17 protein-coding genes and 1 tRNA gene are annotated in these 15,333 nt (G+C 69.7%); 10 read left to right on the plus strand and 8 right to left on the minus strand.

Annotated elements, in window-relative coordinates; genetic code table 11:
- The first annotated feature begins 152 nt into the window (after positions 1-152).
- Positions 153-746 (plus strand): GNAT family N-acetyltransferase, encoded by a 594-nt coding sequence (locus MKK67_RS24200; protein ID WP_243970285.1) that lies wholly within the window; start codon positions 153-155, stop codon positions 744-746.
- A gap of 6 nt (positions 747-752) precedes the next feature.
- On the opposite strand, the gene MKK67_RS24205 is transcribed toward MKK67_RS24200, so the two are convergent.
- The gene (locus MKK67_RS24205) at positions 753-1,514 is read right to left on the minus strand and encodes a ComF family protein (protein WP_243970287.1); all 762 of its coding nucleotides are present in this window, start codon (positions 1,512-1,514) and stop codon (positions 753-755) included.
- Positions 1,515-1,532: 18 nt separating this feature from the next.
- Positions 1,533-1,778, minus strand: a complete 246-nt coding sequence (locus MKK67_RS24210; RefSeq protein ID WP_243970289.1) for a hypothetical protein — start codon at positions 1,776-1,778, stop codon at positions 1,533-1,535.
- A gap of 182 nt (positions 1,779-1,960) precedes the next feature.
- Here MKK67_RS24210 and MKK67_RS24215 point away from each other — a divergent pair, with 182 nt between their 5' ends.
- Both MKK67_RS24215 and MKK67_RS24220 read left to right on the plus strand, forming a co-directional pair.
- Entirely contained in the window at positions 1,961-2,851 is an 891-nt protein-coding gene (locus MKK67_RS24215) for a methyltransferase domain-containing protein (protein WP_243970291.1), read from the plus strand.
- Positions 2,848-3,216 carry a DUF427 domain-containing protein gene (locus MKK67_RS24220; RefSeq protein WP_243970293.1) on the plus strand — a complete coding sequence of 123 codons (369 nt, stop codon included), beginning with the start codon at positions 2,848-2,850 and terminating at the stop codon, positions 3,214-3,216. The genes MKK67_RS24215 and MKK67_RS24220 overlap by 4 nt, the downstream gene beginning before the upstream one ends.
- Before the next feature lie 425 nt (positions 3,217-3,641).
- On the opposite strand, the gene MKK67_RS24225 is transcribed toward MKK67_RS24220, so the two are convergent.
- A complete protein-coding gene (locus MKK67_RS24225) occupies positions 3,642-5,168 on the minus strand; it encodes a DUF6880 family protein (protein WP_243970295.1) in 1,527 nt (508 codons plus the stop codon).
- A 16-nt stretch (positions 5,169-5,184) separates the two neighbouring features.
- Positions 5,185-5,424 carry a DUF2188 domain-containing protein gene (locus tag MKK67_RS24230; protein ID WP_243970296.1) on the minus strand — a complete coding sequence of 80 codons (240 nt, stop codon included), beginning with the start codon at positions 5,422-5,424 and terminating at the stop codon, positions 5,185-5,187.
- A 105-nt stretch (positions 5,425-5,529) separates the two neighbouring features.
- Here MKK67_RS24230 and MKK67_RS24235 point away from each other — a divergent pair, with 105 nt between their 5' ends.
- Positions 5,530-5,787 carry a hypothetical protein gene (locus tag MKK67_RS24235; RefSeq protein ID WP_243970298.1) on the plus strand — a complete coding sequence of 86 codons (258 nt, stop codon included), beginning with the start codon at positions 5,530-5,532 and terminating at the stop codon, positions 5,785-5,787.
- Between the two features lie 23 nt (positions 5,788-5,810).
- Here MKK67_RS24235 and MKK67_RS24240 read toward each other — a convergent pair.
- The 3 genes from MKK67_RS24240 to MKK67_RS24250 all read right to left on the minus strand — a co-directional run bounded on the left by MKK67_RS24240 (position 5,811) and on the right by MKK67_RS24250 (position 7,397).
- Positions 5,811-5,897, minus strand: a tRNA-Leu gene (locus MKK67_RS24240).
- 34 nt (positions 5,898-5,931) lie between these two features.
- On the minus strand, positions 5,932-7,128 hold the full coding sequence (locus tag MKK67_RS24245; RefSeq protein WP_243970300.1) for an FAD-dependent monooxygenase: 1,197 nt from the start codon (positions 7,126-7,128) through the stop codon (positions 5,932-5,934).
- Positions 7,129-7,139: 11 nt separating this feature from the next.
- A complete protein-coding gene (locus MKK67_RS24250) occupies positions 7,140-7,397 on the minus strand; it encodes a zinc-finger domain-containing protein (RefSeq protein ID WP_050732645.1) in 258 nt (85 codons plus the stop codon).
- Between the two features lie 215 nt (positions 7,398-7,612).
- Between MKK67_RS24250 and map the strand changes: the two genes are divergently transcribed.
- The 6 genes from map (at position 7,613) to MKK67_RS24280 (ending at position 13,393) form a co-directional block, all read left to right on the plus strand.
- Positions 7,613-8,440, plus strand: a complete 828-nt coding sequence (gene map, locus MKK67_RS24255; RefSeq protein WP_243970302.1) for a type I methionyl aminopeptidase — start codon at positions 7,613-7,615, stop codon at positions 8,438-8,440.
- Positions 8,441-8,446: 6 nt separating this feature from the next.
- Complete coding sequence (radC, locus tag MKK67_RS24260) at positions 8,447-9,181, plus strand: RadC family protein (RefSeq protein WP_243970305.1); 735 nt, start codon at positions 8,447-8,449, stop codon at positions 9,179-9,181.
- Between the two features lie 97 nt (positions 9,182-9,278).
- Positions 9,279-10,718: a circularly permuted type 2 ATP-grasp protein gene (locus tag MKK67_RS24265; protein ID WP_243970307.1), complete on the plus strand. Its 1,440-nt coding sequence runs from the start codon at positions 9,279-9,281 to the stop codon at positions 10,716-10,718.
- A gap of 63 nt (positions 10,719-10,781) precedes the next feature.
- The gene (locus MKK67_RS24270; RefSeq protein WP_243970309.1) at positions 10,782-11,729 is read left to right on the plus strand and encodes an alpha-E domain-containing protein; all 948 of its coding nucleotides are present in this window, start codon (positions 10,782-10,784) and stop codon (positions 11,727-11,729) included.
- Between the two features lie 22 nt (positions 11,730-11,751).
- Entirely contained in the window at positions 11,752-12,579 is an 828-nt protein-coding gene (locus MKK67_RS24275; protein WP_243970311.1) for a transglutaminase family protein, read from the plus strand.
- 58 nt (positions 12,580-12,637) lie between these two features.
- On the plus strand, positions 12,638-13,393 hold the full coding sequence (locus MKK67_RS24280; RefSeq protein WP_243970314.1) for a peptidase: 756 nt from the start codon (positions 12,638-12,640) through the stop codon (positions 13,391-13,393).
- Here the strand turns inward: MKK67_RS24280 and MKK67_RS24285 are convergent.
- Positions 13,390-15,159 (minus strand): peptidase domain-containing ABC transporter, encoded by a 1,770-nt coding sequence (locus MKK67_RS24285; protein WP_243970316.1) that lies wholly within the window; start codon positions 15,157-15,159, stop codon positions 13,390-13,392. The genes MKK67_RS24280 and MKK67_RS24285 overlap by 4 nt on opposite strands.
- Between the last annotated feature and the right edge of the window lie 174 nt (positions 15,160-15,333).

Raw genomic sequence — 15,333 nt, forward strand, 5'->3', positions numbered from 1 at the left:
CATCCGGTCTGCGCATGGCAGCGTGTCCACGGTTGGCCTCAGTCATATTGCTGCATTGCACAACGGCCATGGGGATGCGAGATCAGCCCCGTCTTTCGGGAGGAACGTCCGGATCAATCGGCGCGACAACGCGCACAGACCGGAGACCCATCATGGCTGTTCGACACCTCGCCGTGTCGGCCCACACGGTCCGGCGCCTATGGCCGGCCGACCGCAATGCGGTGCTCGACTATTTCCTGCGCCTCGATTCCGAGGCGCGCGCGAATCGCTTCATGGGCAATGTCAGTGAAGCCGGCGTGCGGGCCTATGCCGCGCAGGCGCTCACCGCTCAGGGGGTGATGTACGGCGCCTTCGTGGACGGCGAACTGCGCGGCTTGGCCGAGTTGCGGCCCATGGGGCCGGGTGCCTCGCCCTACGGCCTCGGTCCGAGTGCCGAGGCGGCCTTCGCGGTCGAGCGCGCCTTCCGTCGGCAGGGCATCGGTGCCGACCTGTTCGCCCGGATCGCCCGCGCCGCCCGCCATCGCGGCGTCGCCGACCTCCACGTCCGCTGCCTGTCCGGCAACGGGCCGATGCTGCGGCTGGCAGCCAAGCAGGGCGCGGCCCTGCACCGAGCCGGCTCCGAGACCGAGGGCGCGCTCCACCTCGCCCGGCCGACGCCGTTCTCGCTGTGGTACGAGAGCATCGCGGAGGCGTTCGACTTCACCTTGGCGGTGAGTTTCCCGAACCGCGAGCGGGCCACGGCCTGACCGGTCTTACCCGGCGGCGGTATCGACCAGCGCGAAGGTCAGCAGGTCCACCGACGCCGCCCCGCCGCGCAGGAGCGCCCGGGAGGCGGCATTGCCGGTGGCGCCGGTGGTCATGACGTCGTCGATCAGCAGCACCCGCCGTCCGCGGATGCGGTGTGCCTGCGCCGCCGCCACCCGGAACGCCCCGCTCAGGTTCTCGGCCCGGGCTGCCCGGCTCAGGCCGACCTGGGAGCGGGTTGCCCGGACCCGGACCAGCACCGACGGCTCGAACGGCAGCCCGGCGCCCCTGGCGATCACCCGGCCCAGCAGGGCGGCCTGATTGAAGCGCCGGCGCCAGAGCCGCCAGCGATGCAACGGGACCGGAACGATGCACTCCGCCTCGGCGATCAGGGCCCGGCCGCTCGCCGCCATCATCCGACCCATCACGCCGGCCAAGTCGAGACGATCCTCGTACTTCAACCGGTGGACCAGACGACGGGCGACCTCATCGTAGAGGGCGACCGCCCGGGCGCGTCCGAAGACCGGCGGCTCGGCGATGGCGCGCGGCGAGAGCAGCGGCCCGACGCCGAGATCGACCGCGAACGGCGTCCCGAAGCGCTGGCACAGGGGCTCCTCGATTAGGCGCAGGCCGGTCCAGCAGGCCGGGCACAGGGCGCCGGGATCAGCCGTCGCACCGCCGCAGCCGGAGCAGGTCGGCGGGTAGATCAACGACACGACCCCGCGCGGCAAGCCGCGCAGGGCCGATGCGACGGCCTCGATCGCCGTCATGCGGTCGAAGGACCGGTTTTAGCGGGCCGAGACCGGGCGTGCGCCCTGCTGGTCGATCGCCTGGTCTCGCTGCCGGGCCTGGGAATTCGCCCGGTGGCGACCGATGGCGCAGCCGGCGGCGGCGCCGACCAGGCCGTGATGCCCGGCATAATGGCCGGCGATGCCGCCGACGATCGCGCCCTTGATGCAGCCCTTGGCCTCAGCGCCGCTCGCGACGGTGAGGGCGGCGAGGGCCATTGCGGCTCCGATGAGCGTACGCTTCATGACCTGAACTCCATGATCAATCTCGGCCTTGCGGCCGGTCGCAGCAGGAACGGCGGCGCTGCTGAGTCGTTCCATGAGGTTAGCGCGCCTCACGGCTCCGTGTGCAGCCGCGATCGATCCTGTTCACAGGCATGCGGACGGGATGCTGGCGGGACGCCGCCGCAAGCGCCATGTGCAGGCCCATGAACGCCCCGGCCGCCCTGTTCGACACCGCCCTCGCCCGCCATCGCCTCGCCCGGGCCGAGCGGATCGGCTACGCCGGTTTTCTGCTCGACCGGCTCGTCGAGGATCTGGATGATCGCTTGGGCGCGGTGCTGCGCGATTTCTCGACGGTGCTCGACCTCGCCACACCCGGCACGGGGGCGGGCACGGCGCTCGCATCTCGGTATCCGAAATCCCTGATCCTCCGCCTGGCGGCCCTGCCCGGATCCGGCGGCAGCCACATCGTCGGAGACCCGGAATTCCTGCCCCTGGCCGCCGGGAGCCTCGACCTCGCCGTCTCCCTGCTGACGCTGCACGCTGTCAACGATCTGCCCGGCACGCTGATTCAGCTGCGCCGGGCGCTGCGGCCGGACGGCCTGTTTCTCGGCTGCCTGCTCGGCGGCGCGACGCTCACCGAATTGCGCCAGAGCTTCGCCCAGGCCGAGAGCGAGATCGAGGGCGGGATCAGCCCGAGGGTGTCGCCGTTCGCGGCCGTGCGCGAGGCAGGCGCCCTGCTGCAGCGGGCGGGGTTCGCCCTGCCGGTGGCCGATACCGACACCCTGATGGTGCGCTACGCCGACCTGTTCGGGCTGATGCGCGACCTGCGGGCCATGGGCATGACCAACGTCCTCACCGAGCGTCGGCGCACGCCCCTGCGCCGGGCGACCCTGGTGCGTGCTGCGGAAGTCTATGCCGAGCGCTTTTCGGACTCCGACGGGCGCGTGCGGGCGACCTTCGAGGTGCTGTGGCTCTCAGGCTGGGTTCCGCATGAGAGCCAGCAGAAGCCGCTGCGGCCCGGGACCGCCAAATCCCGCTTGGCCGATGCCCTTGGAACCGTCGAACTGAAACCCGAGCCTGGAAGAACGCCATGAAACAGCCCGGACCAGACCATCCGATCACCCTCACGCCGGATCCGCGCCAGATCCGCGTGATCGTGGCTGGCGTGGCGGTGGCGGACACGCGCAACGCCGTGCGCCTGGAGGAGGCGAGCTACCCGCCGGTGTTCTACATCCCTCGGGCGGACATCCAGGCGGACTCCTTCGTGCCCTCCGCCAAGACCAGCCACTGCCCGTACAAGGGCGAGGCCCGGTATTTCGATCTCGTCGTCGAAGGCGTTCGGCGCGCCGATGCGGTGTGGAGCTACGAGGCGCCGTTCCCGGCCGTTTCGGCCATCAGGGACCACGTCGCGTTCTATCCCGATCGCGTCGATGCGATCGAGGTTTTGGAAGCCTCATAGGGCTCGCTCTCCGGCCCGCCGTTCCCGGCCGGACCGCGCGTATCATCGTCTCAACCGTCATTGCGAGCGCAGCGAAGCAACCCAGGGAACCGCACCATTCTGGGATCGCGCGCTGCCCTGGGTTGCTTCGCTGCGCTCGCAATGACGGGAATAGCCGAGCTAAATCCCTGATCCAACAAAGGGACCGATTTTCAGGCACGTCTTCCATGCACGCGTCGGAGAGGTAGAAAAGACTACGATCCGTATCTGGGCGCCAAATGACTTTAACGACAACATTTCAGAGCTTGTTTGACTGCACGATCGCCGTCGAAGGATGGTTCTGATCGACGGAGATCCTGATCTTTTCCCTCATCCTTCGAGGGCTCTGCTCCGCTACGCCACCGCAGGATGAGGTAGAGGATGGGAATGACCGGTCAAACAGGCGCTCAGTCGCGCAGCAACCCCCAGAACGCGTGCTTGCGGCCGTGATCCCGCCGCAGCCTCTCCCGGTAGGCGGCCGGTGGCGGGTCGATCGCACCCGCCGCCAGGCGGTCGGCGAGGCCGTCGAGTTCCAGCAGGTAGCGTGCACCGTGGGCATAGGCGGCGCTGCGGCCGGATTCGAGGATGCCGTCGAGCAGGCGACGATACAGGATCGTCGCGGCGAGCGGGTAATCCTGGACCAGGGCCTCGGCGGCCGGCGCCAGCACGGCGTAGTTCTCGCCCTGCCAAAGCTTTCGCTTCGCGGTGACCAGCCCCGCAGCCCGGGACAGGTCCGGCCAGCCCACCAGGAAGGCGAGCGCCCGGTGCGGATTGGTAAAAGACTCGGCGTGATTGAGCGCCTTTTGAAGCGCCTCCTCGTCCTCGAAATCGGGGAGCTTGGCGAGGTAGGCGCGCAGCATCGGGGCGTCGAGATCGCGCTCGAACAGCGCCCAGCGCAGGGCCTGCGCCTCCTCGCCCCGGTTGAGCGCGTCGAGGATCTCGATCTCAAGCGCCTGCCGCTCGCGCTCGGGCCCGCGCGGGTCGAAGCCGGCGATCAGGTCGGCGCGGGTCACGATGCGCAGGCCCGGCTCCTGCTCCCGCCGGATCCAGTCCAGGGCTTCCGCGGCCCGGCCGGTGGCGAGCAGGCGTTGCGCGACCGAACGGCGGTCCTCCCGGCCCGGCGCAATCTCGCGCTCCAGGGCGATGAAGGCGTCGGTGTCGTTGCGCCGGTCGGCGATCACTTGGCGGAGGCGCAGGATCTGACCGCGGGCGGCGACGCGGCGATGGGCGGCGTCACTCCGTGGAGTGCCGGCCTTCTCCATCCCAGCGGCTGCTTCCGCCAGCGCCGTTTCGATCTCCGACAACGCGTCCGGAGCGAGCGTCGGCACCATCTCGCCCAGCAGCGGTCCGAGGGGGCCGAACGGATCGGCCGTGAAGGGGGCGACGAGGCTGGTGGCGACCCGTGCGGCCTCGGCCGGCGTCAGACCGGCGGCAATCTCCACGAAGGCGTCGGTGGCGCGTTCATAGACGCCCTGCACCGCGCCGGTGCTGTCATCGACCCGGTTCAGTACGGCGTCGCCGCCGTCCAAGAAGCGCCGGAGCCGATCGAGGGCGGCGCCGGCATCCAGCGGGCGCAGCTCGTTGAGGATGACCGTCACGGTGGCGTCGAGATCGCCCGCGAAGGCCCGGCGCTTCTGCCAGTCGATGTAGCCCTGGGCGGATTCGAGGGCCGCCAGCCGCCGGTCGACCATCGCCGCGACGGCATCCGGGCCCTGCAGGGCCGCGAGCGCGGCGGTGACCAGCTTCTTGAAGGTGGGGTTGCGGGCGGTCTCGCCGAGGATCAGCCCGATGAGCCGATCCGGCCCCAGCTCCGACAGGGTCTCGGGCGACGGGGTCGTGCGGCGCGCGCCCTTGGGGCGCGCCGGCTTGGGGGTGGCGTCCGGCTTCGGACGGGCCTTGGTGCGCGCCTGGGTTGCGGCTTTTGTTGGCGCCACGGCAAGGCCGCTCCGGTCAGTCCACGACCTTGGCGCGGGGACGATCGCTGCCCTGCGCGGTCTCGTCGTGCCAGCTGCCGCTCTTGTCCTGGTAGCGGATGCCCTCGGTGGAGCCGGGGACCTGCTGCTCGGCGGCGGCGGCCTGAGCGGCCTGGAGGGCCTCTTCGCGGCTCGGGAAGGTCTCGGAGAAGACGTCGCCGACCTTGTAGGCGAAGCCGCCATCGTGCTCGACGATGCGATAGGTAACCTCGGACATTGCGACTCCTGTACGCGCTCGGATTGGTGGAACGCGAACCCGTCGCCCGCCGCCGGGTTCCAAGCCGGCCTCCGATCCGCCGGAAAGTCGGGCTAGCGGGACCGGATGACGACGCTGCTTCGCCCGATCCTGGCCCTCGGCCTCCTCGTCGCTTCGACGCATGTCCATGCCGAGGAGGGCTTTTTCGATTCTCTCTTCGGCGGCTCTTCGCGGTCTGCGCCGCCGAACCCGTTCGCTTCGAATTATCCCTCGGCCCCGCCGACCCCCGACGACATCCGCGCCGAGCGTCAGCGCCGCCCGGTGCGAACGGAGCGCGAGCGCGGCCGGGGGCCGGTGCCGCCGGGCCGGATCCCGGAAGAGTGAAGCGGCAATCGATTCGGGTTTCATGGTGCGGACGGCGGGACTCGAACCCGCACGGCCTTGCGGCCGCAAGATTTTAAGTCTCGTGCGTCTACCGGTTCCGCCACGTCCGCATGGGTCCCTCGGTAGCGGCGCCGGCGCGCGTGATCAAGCGGGGGGCGTCCAGCCGTAGAGCCAGGCGTAACGGTCGCGCATGCCGTCCGGGCCGAGGCGGGCCATCACGGTGTTGCGGGCAAAGCCCAGGAGACGGCCGGCGTGGTAGGTGCGGCCGTTGGAGCGGGCCGCCCATTGCACCCGGCGCACCCGGGCGGTCCGGTCGGTTGAATAGGCGGCGAGCGCCGCGGGAACGTCGGCGTTGTCCGCCAGGGCGCGGCTCAGCACGGCGGCATCCTCGATCGCCAGGGCGGCCCCTTGTGCGAGGTAGGGCAGGACCGGGTGCGCCGCGTCGCCGAGCAGCGCTACCCGGCCAGCGGCCAGGGGACGGGCCACGGCCCGGTCGGCCAGCGACCAGACCAGCCAGGAATCGGGCAGGCTCAGCAGATCGCGCAGCGGCCCGGCGCAGCCGCGCAGATGCGCGCGCAGCACTGCTGGCTCGCCGAGGCGACCCCAATCCTCGTCGCCCACCGCCTCGGGCACCACCGCCACGACGTTGAGGAAGCGGCCGCCCCGCACCGGGTAATGCACGACGTGCCGGCCCCGGCCGAGCCACAGGCCGGTGGCCGGACCTTGCAGCGCCTCCGGCACCGCCTCGCTGGGGATCAGGGCGCGCCAGGCCGCCGCCCGGCCCGGTCGCAGCGGCGCCGCGTCGAGATGGGCGCGCAGGCGCGAGCGCAACCCGTCGGCGCCGATCACGAGGTCGAACGGCAGCGCCTGGGCGCCGCCGCTGCTTTCGGCGGTGAGGACGGCGCCGGAATCGGTCTCGGCCAGGCCGGTGATGTCGCGGCCCATCATCAGGCGGATCGCCGGGCGGCTGCGCAGGGCATCGAGCAGCAGGGTTTGCAGGTCGGCCCGGTGGATCACGTAATAGGGCGCGCCGAAGCGCTCCTGGGCCGCCACGCCCAGCGCCACGCCGCCGATCCGGCGGCCGCTCTCTAGGGCACGCACCTCCACCCCCGGCGGCTCGCTCGCCGCCCGGCGCAGGGCCGCCGAGAGGCCGAGATCGGCCAGCACCCGGCTCGCGTTCGGGGAGATCTGGATCCCGGCCCCGACCTCGCTGAAGCCGGTGCGGCGCTCGATCACCGTGACGGCGTGCCCGGCATCCGACAGGGCCAGGGCCGCGGTCAGACCACCGATCCCGGCCCCGACGATCCCGATTTCCAGGGGCGTTCGACTGTCTGAGGGCAAGGGAGGGGGCGCTACTCCGCGGCGACGGCGGCGGCGTCGTGCCAGACGCAGGCCTGCGGATCGGCCTCGTCGGCCTTCAGGCCGGCGCGGTAGCGATAGAGTGTCGAGCAGTACTGGCAGATGATCTCGGTGTCGGCGCCCATGTCGAGGAACACGTGCGGGTGGTCGAACGGCGGCAGCGCGCCGATGCACATGAATTCCTTCACCCCGACCGCGATCACCGGCACGCCCGGCTCGTTGTGGAAGTGCGGTACCGCCTTGCCTGCCATACGGCCCTCGCCTGCCCCGCACCCGTCCGCACGGGCGAATCTGCCCGGGCGCTCCGGGGCGCCTCGCGGCCGCTTATGCCGCCAGCCCCGCGGCCCGCGCAAGCCTCCAACGCCGCGCACCCGTGCACCGTCCGGCGCGGGCGGCTTGGCCTGCCGCGCCGGGCACCGTACATAGGGTCGGCACCCGATTTACGACGCCGCAAAAAGTCACGACGATGCAACAGGAACAGGCCACCGCGCAGGGCACGCGCCGCGCGCCGGAGCCGCCGATCCACGGGCCGGAAGGATTCGAGGGCATGCGTCGGGCCGGGCGTCTGACCGCCGAGGCCCTGGACGTCCTGATGGAGGCGACGCAGCCCGGCGTCACCACCGAGGAGCTCGACAAGCTCGCCTACGAATTCGCCATGGATCACGGCGCCTATCCGGCCTCGCTGCTGTATCGCGGCTATCCGAAGTCGATCTGCACCTCCATCAACCACGTGGTCTGCCACGGCATCCCGAACGACAAGCCCCTGCGCGAGGGCGACATCGTCAACCTCGATTGCTGCCTGATCCTCGACGGCTGGCACGGCGATTCGAGCCGGATGGCCTATGTCGGCGAGGTGCCCCGCAAGGCGCAGCGCCTGTGCGAGATCACCTACGAGGCGCTGATGCGCGGCGTCGCGGCGGTGAAGCCCGGCGGCTCGACCAACGATATCGGCCGCGCAATCCAGACCTTTGCCGAGAGCGAGCGCTGCTCGGTGGTGCGCGACTTCTGCGGCCACGGCCTCGGGCGGATCTACCACGACGCGCCGACCATCCTGCACTACGTCGAGGCGAGCTACGACGTGCCGTTGAAGCCCGGCCAGTTCTTCACCATCGAGCCGATGATCAATCTCGGCCGCCCGGCCGTGAAGGTGCTGGGCGACGGCTGGACCGCGGTGACCCGCGACCGTTCGCTCTCGGCCCAGTTCGAGCACACGGTGGCGGTGACCGAGACCGGCGTCGAGATCTTCACGATCTCGCCCAAGGGGCTGCACCAGCCCATCAATCCGGCGGCCTGACCGGCCGTGGCTCCGGAGGACGGCAGCGCGGCGGGGCTGTTCGCCGAGAGCGCCGTGCCCGCCGCCAAGGAGCCGCCGCATTATCACGGCCATCGCGACCGCCTGCGGGAGAAATTCGCGGCGGTCGGCGACGCCCTGGCCGATTACGAGCTGCTGGAGCTGGTCCTGTTCCGGGCGATTCCCCGGCGGGACGTGAAGCCGCTCGCCAAGGCGCTGGTTGCCCGATTCGGAAGCTTCGCCGAGGTACTGAGCGCCGAGCCGGCCCGGCTGATGGAGGTCGAGGGCGTGAGCGCCGGGGTCGCCGCCGACCTCAAGGTGATCGAGGCCGCGGGCCGGCGGCTCGCCCGAGGCGCCCTCCGCGAGCGCGACCTGCTCAATTCCTGGAGTGCGCTCCAGGATTATCTGCGCACCACCATGGCGTTCGCGCCGCGCGAGGAATTCCGCATCCTGTTCCTCGACAAGCGCAATCACCTCATCGCCGACGAGGTGCAGGGGCGTGGGACCGTCGACCACACGCCGGTCTATCCACGGGAGGTCGCTCGCCGGGCGCTGGAACTCTCGGCCACCGCGATCATCCTCGCCCACAACCATCCCTCGGGCGACCCGGCCCCGTCCGCGGCCGACGTGGCGATGACCCGCGAGATCGTCTCGGTCCTGGCACCCCTTAAAATTGTGGTGCACGACCATGTCATCCTCGGTCGAAACGGACATGCCAGCTTGAAAGGCCTCAAGCTGTTCTGATCTTCCTGCCGTCTTGAGCGTTGTCGACCGCACGTATAGCCCTGCTGGGGGTGGCGCGTCTCTTGCCTGAAGAGCAGGAGCGTTAGGGAGAAGCGGAATGGCGTTGACGGCCTTCGACGAGATGAACGGACTCGGCAACGGCGCCGCCAATCCGGCCGCCGTCCGCGATGCCTACGGCAAGCTGAAGACCTGGCTCGAGACCACCCCGCCCGAGCATTTCAACACCCGCCGGAGCCAGGCCGAGCTGCTGTTCCGCCGGATCGGCATCACCTTCGCGGTCTACGGTGACAACGAATCGACCGAGCGGCTGATCCCGTTCGACATCATCCCGCGGGTGATCACCAAGCCGGAATGGGATTTCCTGGAACGCGGCCTCAAGCAGCGGGTGACCGCGATCAACCTGTTCCTGAAGGACGTCTACGGCGCCCAGGAATGCATCAAGGCCGGCATCATCCCGGCCGATCTCGTCTACCGGAACGCCCATTACCGCATGGAGATGCGCTCGTTCCGAGTGCCGCACGACCTCTACGTGCACGTGGCCGGGATCGACATCGTCCGCACCGGCGAGAAGGACTTCTTCGTCCTCGAGGACAACGCCCGGATCCCGTCCGGGGTCTCCTACATGCTGGAGAACCGGGAGGTGATGCTGCGCCTGTTCCCGGACCTGTTCTCCAAGCACCGGGTCGCCCCGGTGGAGAACTACCCGGACGCCCTGCTCGCGACCCTGCGCAGCCTCGCGCCAAGCTCGGCCACGCGCGATCCCACGGTGGTCCTGCTGACCCCCGGCCGCTACAACTCGGCCTTCTACGAGCACTCGTTCCTGGCCGACAAGCTCGGCGTCGAACTGGTGGAGGCGTCCGACCTCTTCACCAAGGACGACGTGGTCTACATGCGCACCACCGAAGGGCCGCGCCGGGTCGACGTGATCTACCGCCGCCTCGACGACGATTTTCTGGATCCCCTCGTGTTCCGACCGGATTCGGTGCTCGGTGTGCCGGGCCTGATGAATGCCTACGAGCGCGGCTCCGTGACCTTGGCCAACGCCGTCGGCACCGGCATCTCGGACGACAAGGCCGTCTACAGCTACATGCCGGAGATCGTGAAATTCTTCACCGGCGAGGAGCCGATCCTGCACAACGTGCCGACCTATCGCTGCCGCGAGAAGGAGTCGTTCGCCTACGTGATGGACAACCTGTCCGAGCTGGTGGTGAAGGAGGTCAACGGCTCGGGCGGCTACGGCATGCTGGTCGGGCCGCATGCGAGCAAGCGCGAGATCGACGATTTCGCCAAGAAGCTCAAGCACGCCCCGGACGGCTTTATCGCCCAGCCGACCCTGTCGCTCTCGACCTGCCCGACCTTCGTGGCCTCCGGGGTCGCCCCGCGCCACGTCGATCTGCGGCCGTTCGTGCTCAACGGAGCCGATCAGATCCGCATCGTGCCCGGGGGGCTGACCCGCGTCGCGCTGAAGGAAGGGTCTTTAGTGGTCAATTCCAGCCAGGGCGGTGGTACGAAGGATACCTGGGTGCTCGACGCTTAAGGGGTCATCGCCCCACACATCCAGACGCGCCGCCTGCCGCCGAGCCGATCCGAGTCGCAAGAAATGCTCTCCAGGACTGCCGACAACCTCTTCTGGCTCTCGCGCTACGTCGAGCGCGCCGACTTCGTCGCGCGCATCCTCGACGCGGCGCACCGGCTGGCCTCGCTGCCCACCAGCTACGGCGGCGGCGAGACCAACGAGTGGGAATCCGCCCTCGCCTCGGCGGGCGACCCGGAGCTGTTCAAGCCGCATTACAGCGCGGTCAACGCCGACACGGTCTGCGACTTCCTGGCGTTCAGCCCGCATAACCCGTCCTCGATCCGCTCCTGCATCGAGTCGGCCCGGGAGAATGCCCGTTCGGTCCGCACGGCGCTCACCACCGAGATGTGGGACGCGATCAACGGCGCGTGGCTGGAACTGCGCAACTACGCCGGCAAGGAGCTCAGCCGCGACGAGTTCAGCCGCTTCCTCGACTGGGTGAAGACCGTCTCGCTGACCTTCGACGGCTCGGCCTTCCGGACCATGCTGCGCAACGACGCGTTCTGGTTCACCCGCCTCGGAACGGCGATCGAGCGCGCCGACAACACCGCCCGCATCCTCGACGTGAAGTACCAGATCCTGCTGCCGCAGAACGAGACGGTGGGGGGCAGCCTCGACTACTTCCAGTGGACCACGATCCTGCGCGAAGTCTCCGCCTTCAACGCCTATCACTGGGTCTATCGCGAGAGCGTCAAGCCGCTGCTGGTGGCCGACCTCCTGATGCTGAACAAGCAGATGCCGCGCTCCTTCGCCAATTGCTACGGCGTGATCGTCGAGTATCTCGACCTGATCGCCGATGCCTACGGACGGCGCGGGCCGAGCCAGCGCCTAGCCGGGAACATGCTGGCCAAGCTCGACAGCGAGGATATCGATCGGGTGTTCAATTCGGGGCTCCACGAGTTCGTCGAGGCGTTCATTGCGGAGAACAACAGGGTGGGCGAAGCCATCGCCAAGCAGTATCTGGTCGGCTGAACAGGACGGACAGGCCCGGCGCATGCGCATCCGCGTGGTCCACGAGACCATCTACACCTACGAGCAGCCGGCCCGCGGGCTCGTGCAGGTCATGCGCCTGACGCCGCGGGACCATGACGGGCAATATGTCCGCACCTGGCGGATCGACACCTCCATCGACGGGCGGCTCACCGCCCGCGAGGACGGGTTCGGCAACATCGTCCACTGGTTCACGCCGGACGCGCCGGCGGACGCCCTGACCATCCGGGTCACCGGCTCGGTCGATACCGAGGACACCCACGGGGTGGTTCGCGGCACGGTCGAGCGTTTGCCGGACGCGTTCTACCTGCGGGACACGGATCTCTGCGCGACCAGCGCGGACCTGCAGATCTTCGCTGAGCGGGTCGCCACTGACGGCGATGGCACGCCGCTCGCCGTGCTGCACCGCTTGCGCGGGGCGGTGCCGGAGGCAGTGGCCTACGAGGCCGGGCCGGCCGCCAACGCCGTCCCCGCCGGAAAAGCCTTCACCGCCGGCAAGGGCGTCTGCCAGGATCTGACCCACGTCTTCATCGCCGCCGCCCGCCATCTCGGCATCCCGGCCCGCTACGTCGCCGGCTACCGCGCCCGCGACGACGGCGAGGCCGATGTCGAGGCCCCGCATGGCTGGGCCGAGGCCCTGGTGCCGGATCTCGGCTGGGTGGCGTTCGACCCGTGCTACGAGAACGCGCCGTCGGACGGATACATCCGCGTCGCCTCGGGGCTCGACTACCTGGGCGCAGCGCCGATTCGTGGCAGCCGCACCGGCGGCGGCACCGAGACACTGGACGTCAAGCTCCGCGTCGAGCAAGGCAGGGGCGCCGCTCAATCCTGATTCCCAAGAAGACGGTCTTCGGCACCAGCCGGAGGCCACCCGCGAGAGCCCGAAAGCCATGACCTACTGCGTCGGTGTCCTCGTCGAGGAGGGGCTCGTGATGGTCGCCGACACCCGCACCAATGCGGGGCTCGACGACATCTCGACCTACCGCAAGCTCCACCACTTCAACGTGCCGGGCGAGCGGGTGATGATGCTGGCCTCGGCCGGCAACCTGTCGATCACGCAATCGGTCCTGAGCCTGCTGCAGGAAGGCGTCCCCGGCGAGGAGGGCGAACTGCCCCAGAAGCTGATCGAGGCGCCGACGATGTTCCAGGCGGCGCAGCTCATCGGCCGTGCCATCCGGCGGGTCCGGGAGATCGAGAAGGACGGGTTCGAGGCGGCCAGCATCCGGTTCTCGATCTCGCTGCTGTTCGGCGGCCAGATCGCCGGCGAGGACATGCGGCTGTTCCTGATCTACTCGGCCGGCAACTTCATCGAGTGCAGCACCGACGCGCCGTTCCTCCAGATCGGCGAGCACAAATACGGCAAGCCGATCCTCGACCGGGCGGTGAAGTTCGAGAGCGACCTCTACGACGCCCTGAAGGTAAGCCTGGTCTCGATGGATTCGACCATGCGCTCGAATCTCGGCGTCGGCCTGCCGATCGACATCGCCGTGGCCCGCCGGGGCGCCCTCGACCTCGAAGTGAACCACCGGATCGAGGCCGGCGAGGGCTACTTTCATGATCTACGCGAGCGCTGGTCGGCCGCACTCCGGGCCGCGCACCGGGCGATCCCGCGCCCGCCCTACGGGCCGGCGGCGAAGCAGGGTTAAATCGCCGGCTCCGGCTCCTTCCCGGCCTCGACCATCGAGCGCGTGTAATCCGCCCAGAGCGCCGCGTAGAGCGGCACCGTTCGGAGAAGGTCCTCGTGCCGGCCGTCGCCGAGCAGGCGGCCGCCGTCGAGGACCAGGATCCGGTCGGCCTGGCGGGCCGCCGCGAGGTGATGGGTCACGAGGATCAGCAGCCGCTCGCGGCCCCAGGCGGTGAGGTTCCGCTCCAGCGCCAGGGCGGCTTCCGGATCGAGGAAGGCGGTCGGCTCGTCGAGCAGCGCCACCGGCGGGTTGCGGATCACCGCCCGGGCGATGGACAGGCGCTGGCGCTGACCACCCGACAGGGTCCGGCCGCCCTCCCCGAGCGGCGTTTCGAGCCCCTCGGGCAGGTTCTCCACCAGTGCCCGCACCCCCGCGAAGTCCAGCGCGGCGTCGAGGGCCGCTGCGTCCGGCCGCCGCGCGGCGAGGTTCTCGCGCACGCTTCCCGAGAACAGCACCGTATCCTGGTCCACGGTGCCGATTCGGCCCCGCAGCCAGCGGGGATCGTAGTCCCGCAGGTCGGCGCCGCCCAGCTCGACCCGGCCGGTATAGTCGCGCTGCAGGCCGAGCAAGATGCGCAGCAGGGTCGACTTGCCCGAGCCGTTGCGTCCGACGATGGCGACGATCCCGCGCTCCGGCAGTGTGACGCTCAGCTCCTGCAGGGCCGGCTGCGCAGCGCCCGGATAGGTCAGTGAGACCCGATCGAGCCGGATGCCGCCGGGGCCGATCCGGCGCACGGGTGGATGGCGGTTCGCCCGCTCGCGCGGCAAGTCGAGGAAGCCGCCGATCGCCCCGAGCGCGACGTTCACCTCCTGGGACATGCGCAGGATGTCAGCGCTGCTCAGGAGCGGGCCGGTGATTCGGGCCGAGACCACTTGGATCGCCAGGAACTCACCGACCGTCAGGTGTCCGCCATAGATGCGCCAGCAGCCGACGCCGATCACGAGCAGCGTCATGGCCCGGGAGACCGCCTGCGACCGGAGCCCGTAGCGCCGCTGCAGGTCCATCACGGCTCTCAGCTCGGTGAGCGTCGTGTCCGTGACCGTATTCCAGCGTCGCATGCGCCCGGCTTCGAGGGCGAGCGCCTTCACCGTGGGGAGGCCATGCACGCTCTCCGCCAGGGTGCCGTCGCGGACGCCCAGAGCTGTGTAGAAGGCTTTTGCGGACTTCCAGATGCCGCTGATCTGATTGCTCGCAACCACGATGATGACGGGCGCCGCGAGGACGAGCACGGTTCCGACGACCACGTCGTAGTGGAAGACGAGGCCGAACGCGACGAGCGCGCCGCCGGCATCGATCACGGTGTTCGGCACCTGATGCAGGACGAAGTCCCGGATCTTCGTGATCTGCTGGAAGTGGTTCAGGATGTCACCGGACTTGAAGCCGGCGCCGTCGATCCGCACCCGCAGCAGATGCGCGAAGACCCGGCGTGACATCCGGCGGTCGAGGAAGACCGCGAGCGCGATGATCAGGCGACCGCGGAATGCGGTCAGCAAAACCTCCGCGCCGATCGACAGGATCGCGAGGACCGCCAATCCGAGCAGCGGCAGGTCCGCCTGTCCGGCCACGATCGCGTCGACGATCCGCTGGGTCGCCACCGGAAAGACGAGCCCGACCCCGTATCCGGCCGCGATGGCGAGCAGCAGCCGGGTGACCTGTCCCCGGCGCAACGCGAGGGCGCGGCCGAGCCAGCGCCAGCCAAAGGACGATCGGTCTGCCTGCAAAGCCATCCCCCGAATCGGGCGCGGATTGAGGCATACATTCTTGGTGCTGACGACCCGTCCCCTGGCGAATGAAAGACCCTCCTCTCGGATGCTCGGGAGCTGCCGGGGTGCCGGAGCGCCGACCCTGTCATCCCGGCGTCGCGCAGCGGAGCCCGGGATCCAGAATCGCAGGTGGACCAG

The organism is Methylobacterium sp. J-072, assembly GCF_022829425.1.
Taxonomy (GTDB): domain Bacteria; phylum Pseudomonadota; class Alphaproteobacteria; order Rhizobiales; family Beijerinckiaceae; genus Methylobacterium.

Coding starts and splice junctions, on each gene's coding strand:
- MKK67_RS24230 (WP_243970296.1), bottom strand. CDS start 5,424: ATGTCCGAGGTTACCTATCGCATCGTCGAGCACGATGGCGGCTTCGCC.
- MKK67_RS24205 (WP_243970287.1), bottom strand. CDS start 1,514: ATGACGGCGATCGAGGCCGTCGCATCGGCCCTGCGCGGCTTGCCGCGC.
- MKK67_RS24250 (WP_050732645.1), bottom strand. CDS start 7,397: ATGGCAGGCAAGGCGGTACCGCACTTCCACAACGAGCCGGGCGTGCCG.
- MKK67_RS24265 (WP_243970307.1), top strand. CDS start 9,279: ATGGCGTTGACGGCCTTCGACGAGATGAACGGACTCGGCAACGGCGCC.
- map (WP_243970302.1), top strand. CDS start 7,613: ATGCAACAGGAACAGGCCACCGCGCAGGGCACGCGCCGCGCGCCGGAG.
- MKK67_RS24280 (WP_243970314.1), top strand. CDS start 12,638: ATGACCTACTGCGTCGGTGTCCTCGTCGAGGAGGGGCTCGTGATGGTC.
- MKK67_RS24275 (WP_243970311.1), top strand. CDS start 11,752: ATGCGCATCCGCGTGGTCCACGAGACCATCTACACCTACGAGCAGCCG.
- MKK67_RS24200 (WP_243970285.1), top strand. CDS start 153: ATGGCTGTTCGACACCTCGCCGTGTCGGCCCACACGGTCCGGCGCCTA.
- MKK67_RS24235 (WP_243970298.1), top strand. CDS start 5,530: ATGACGACGCTGCTTCGCCCGATCCTGGCCCTCGGCCTCCTCGTCGCT.
- MKK67_RS24220 (WP_243970293.1), top strand. CDS start 2,848: ATGAAACAGCCCGGACCAGACCATCCGATCACCCTCACGCCGGATCCG.
- MKK67_RS24210 (WP_243970289.1), bottom strand. CDS start 1,778: ATGAAGCGTACGCTCATCGGAGCCGCAATGGCCCTCGCCGCCCTCACC.
- MKK67_RS24285 (WP_243970316.1), bottom strand. CDS start 15,159: ATGGCTTTGCAGGCAGACCGATCGTCCTTTGGCTGGCGCTGGCTCGGC.
- MKK67_RS24270 (WP_243970309.1), top strand. CDS start 10,782: ATGCTCTCCAGGACTGCCGACAACCTCTTCTGGCTCTCGCGCTACGTC.
- MKK67_RS24215 (WP_243970291.1), top strand. CDS start 1,961: ATGAACGCCCCGGCCGCCCTGTTCGACACCGCCCTCGCCCGCCATCGC.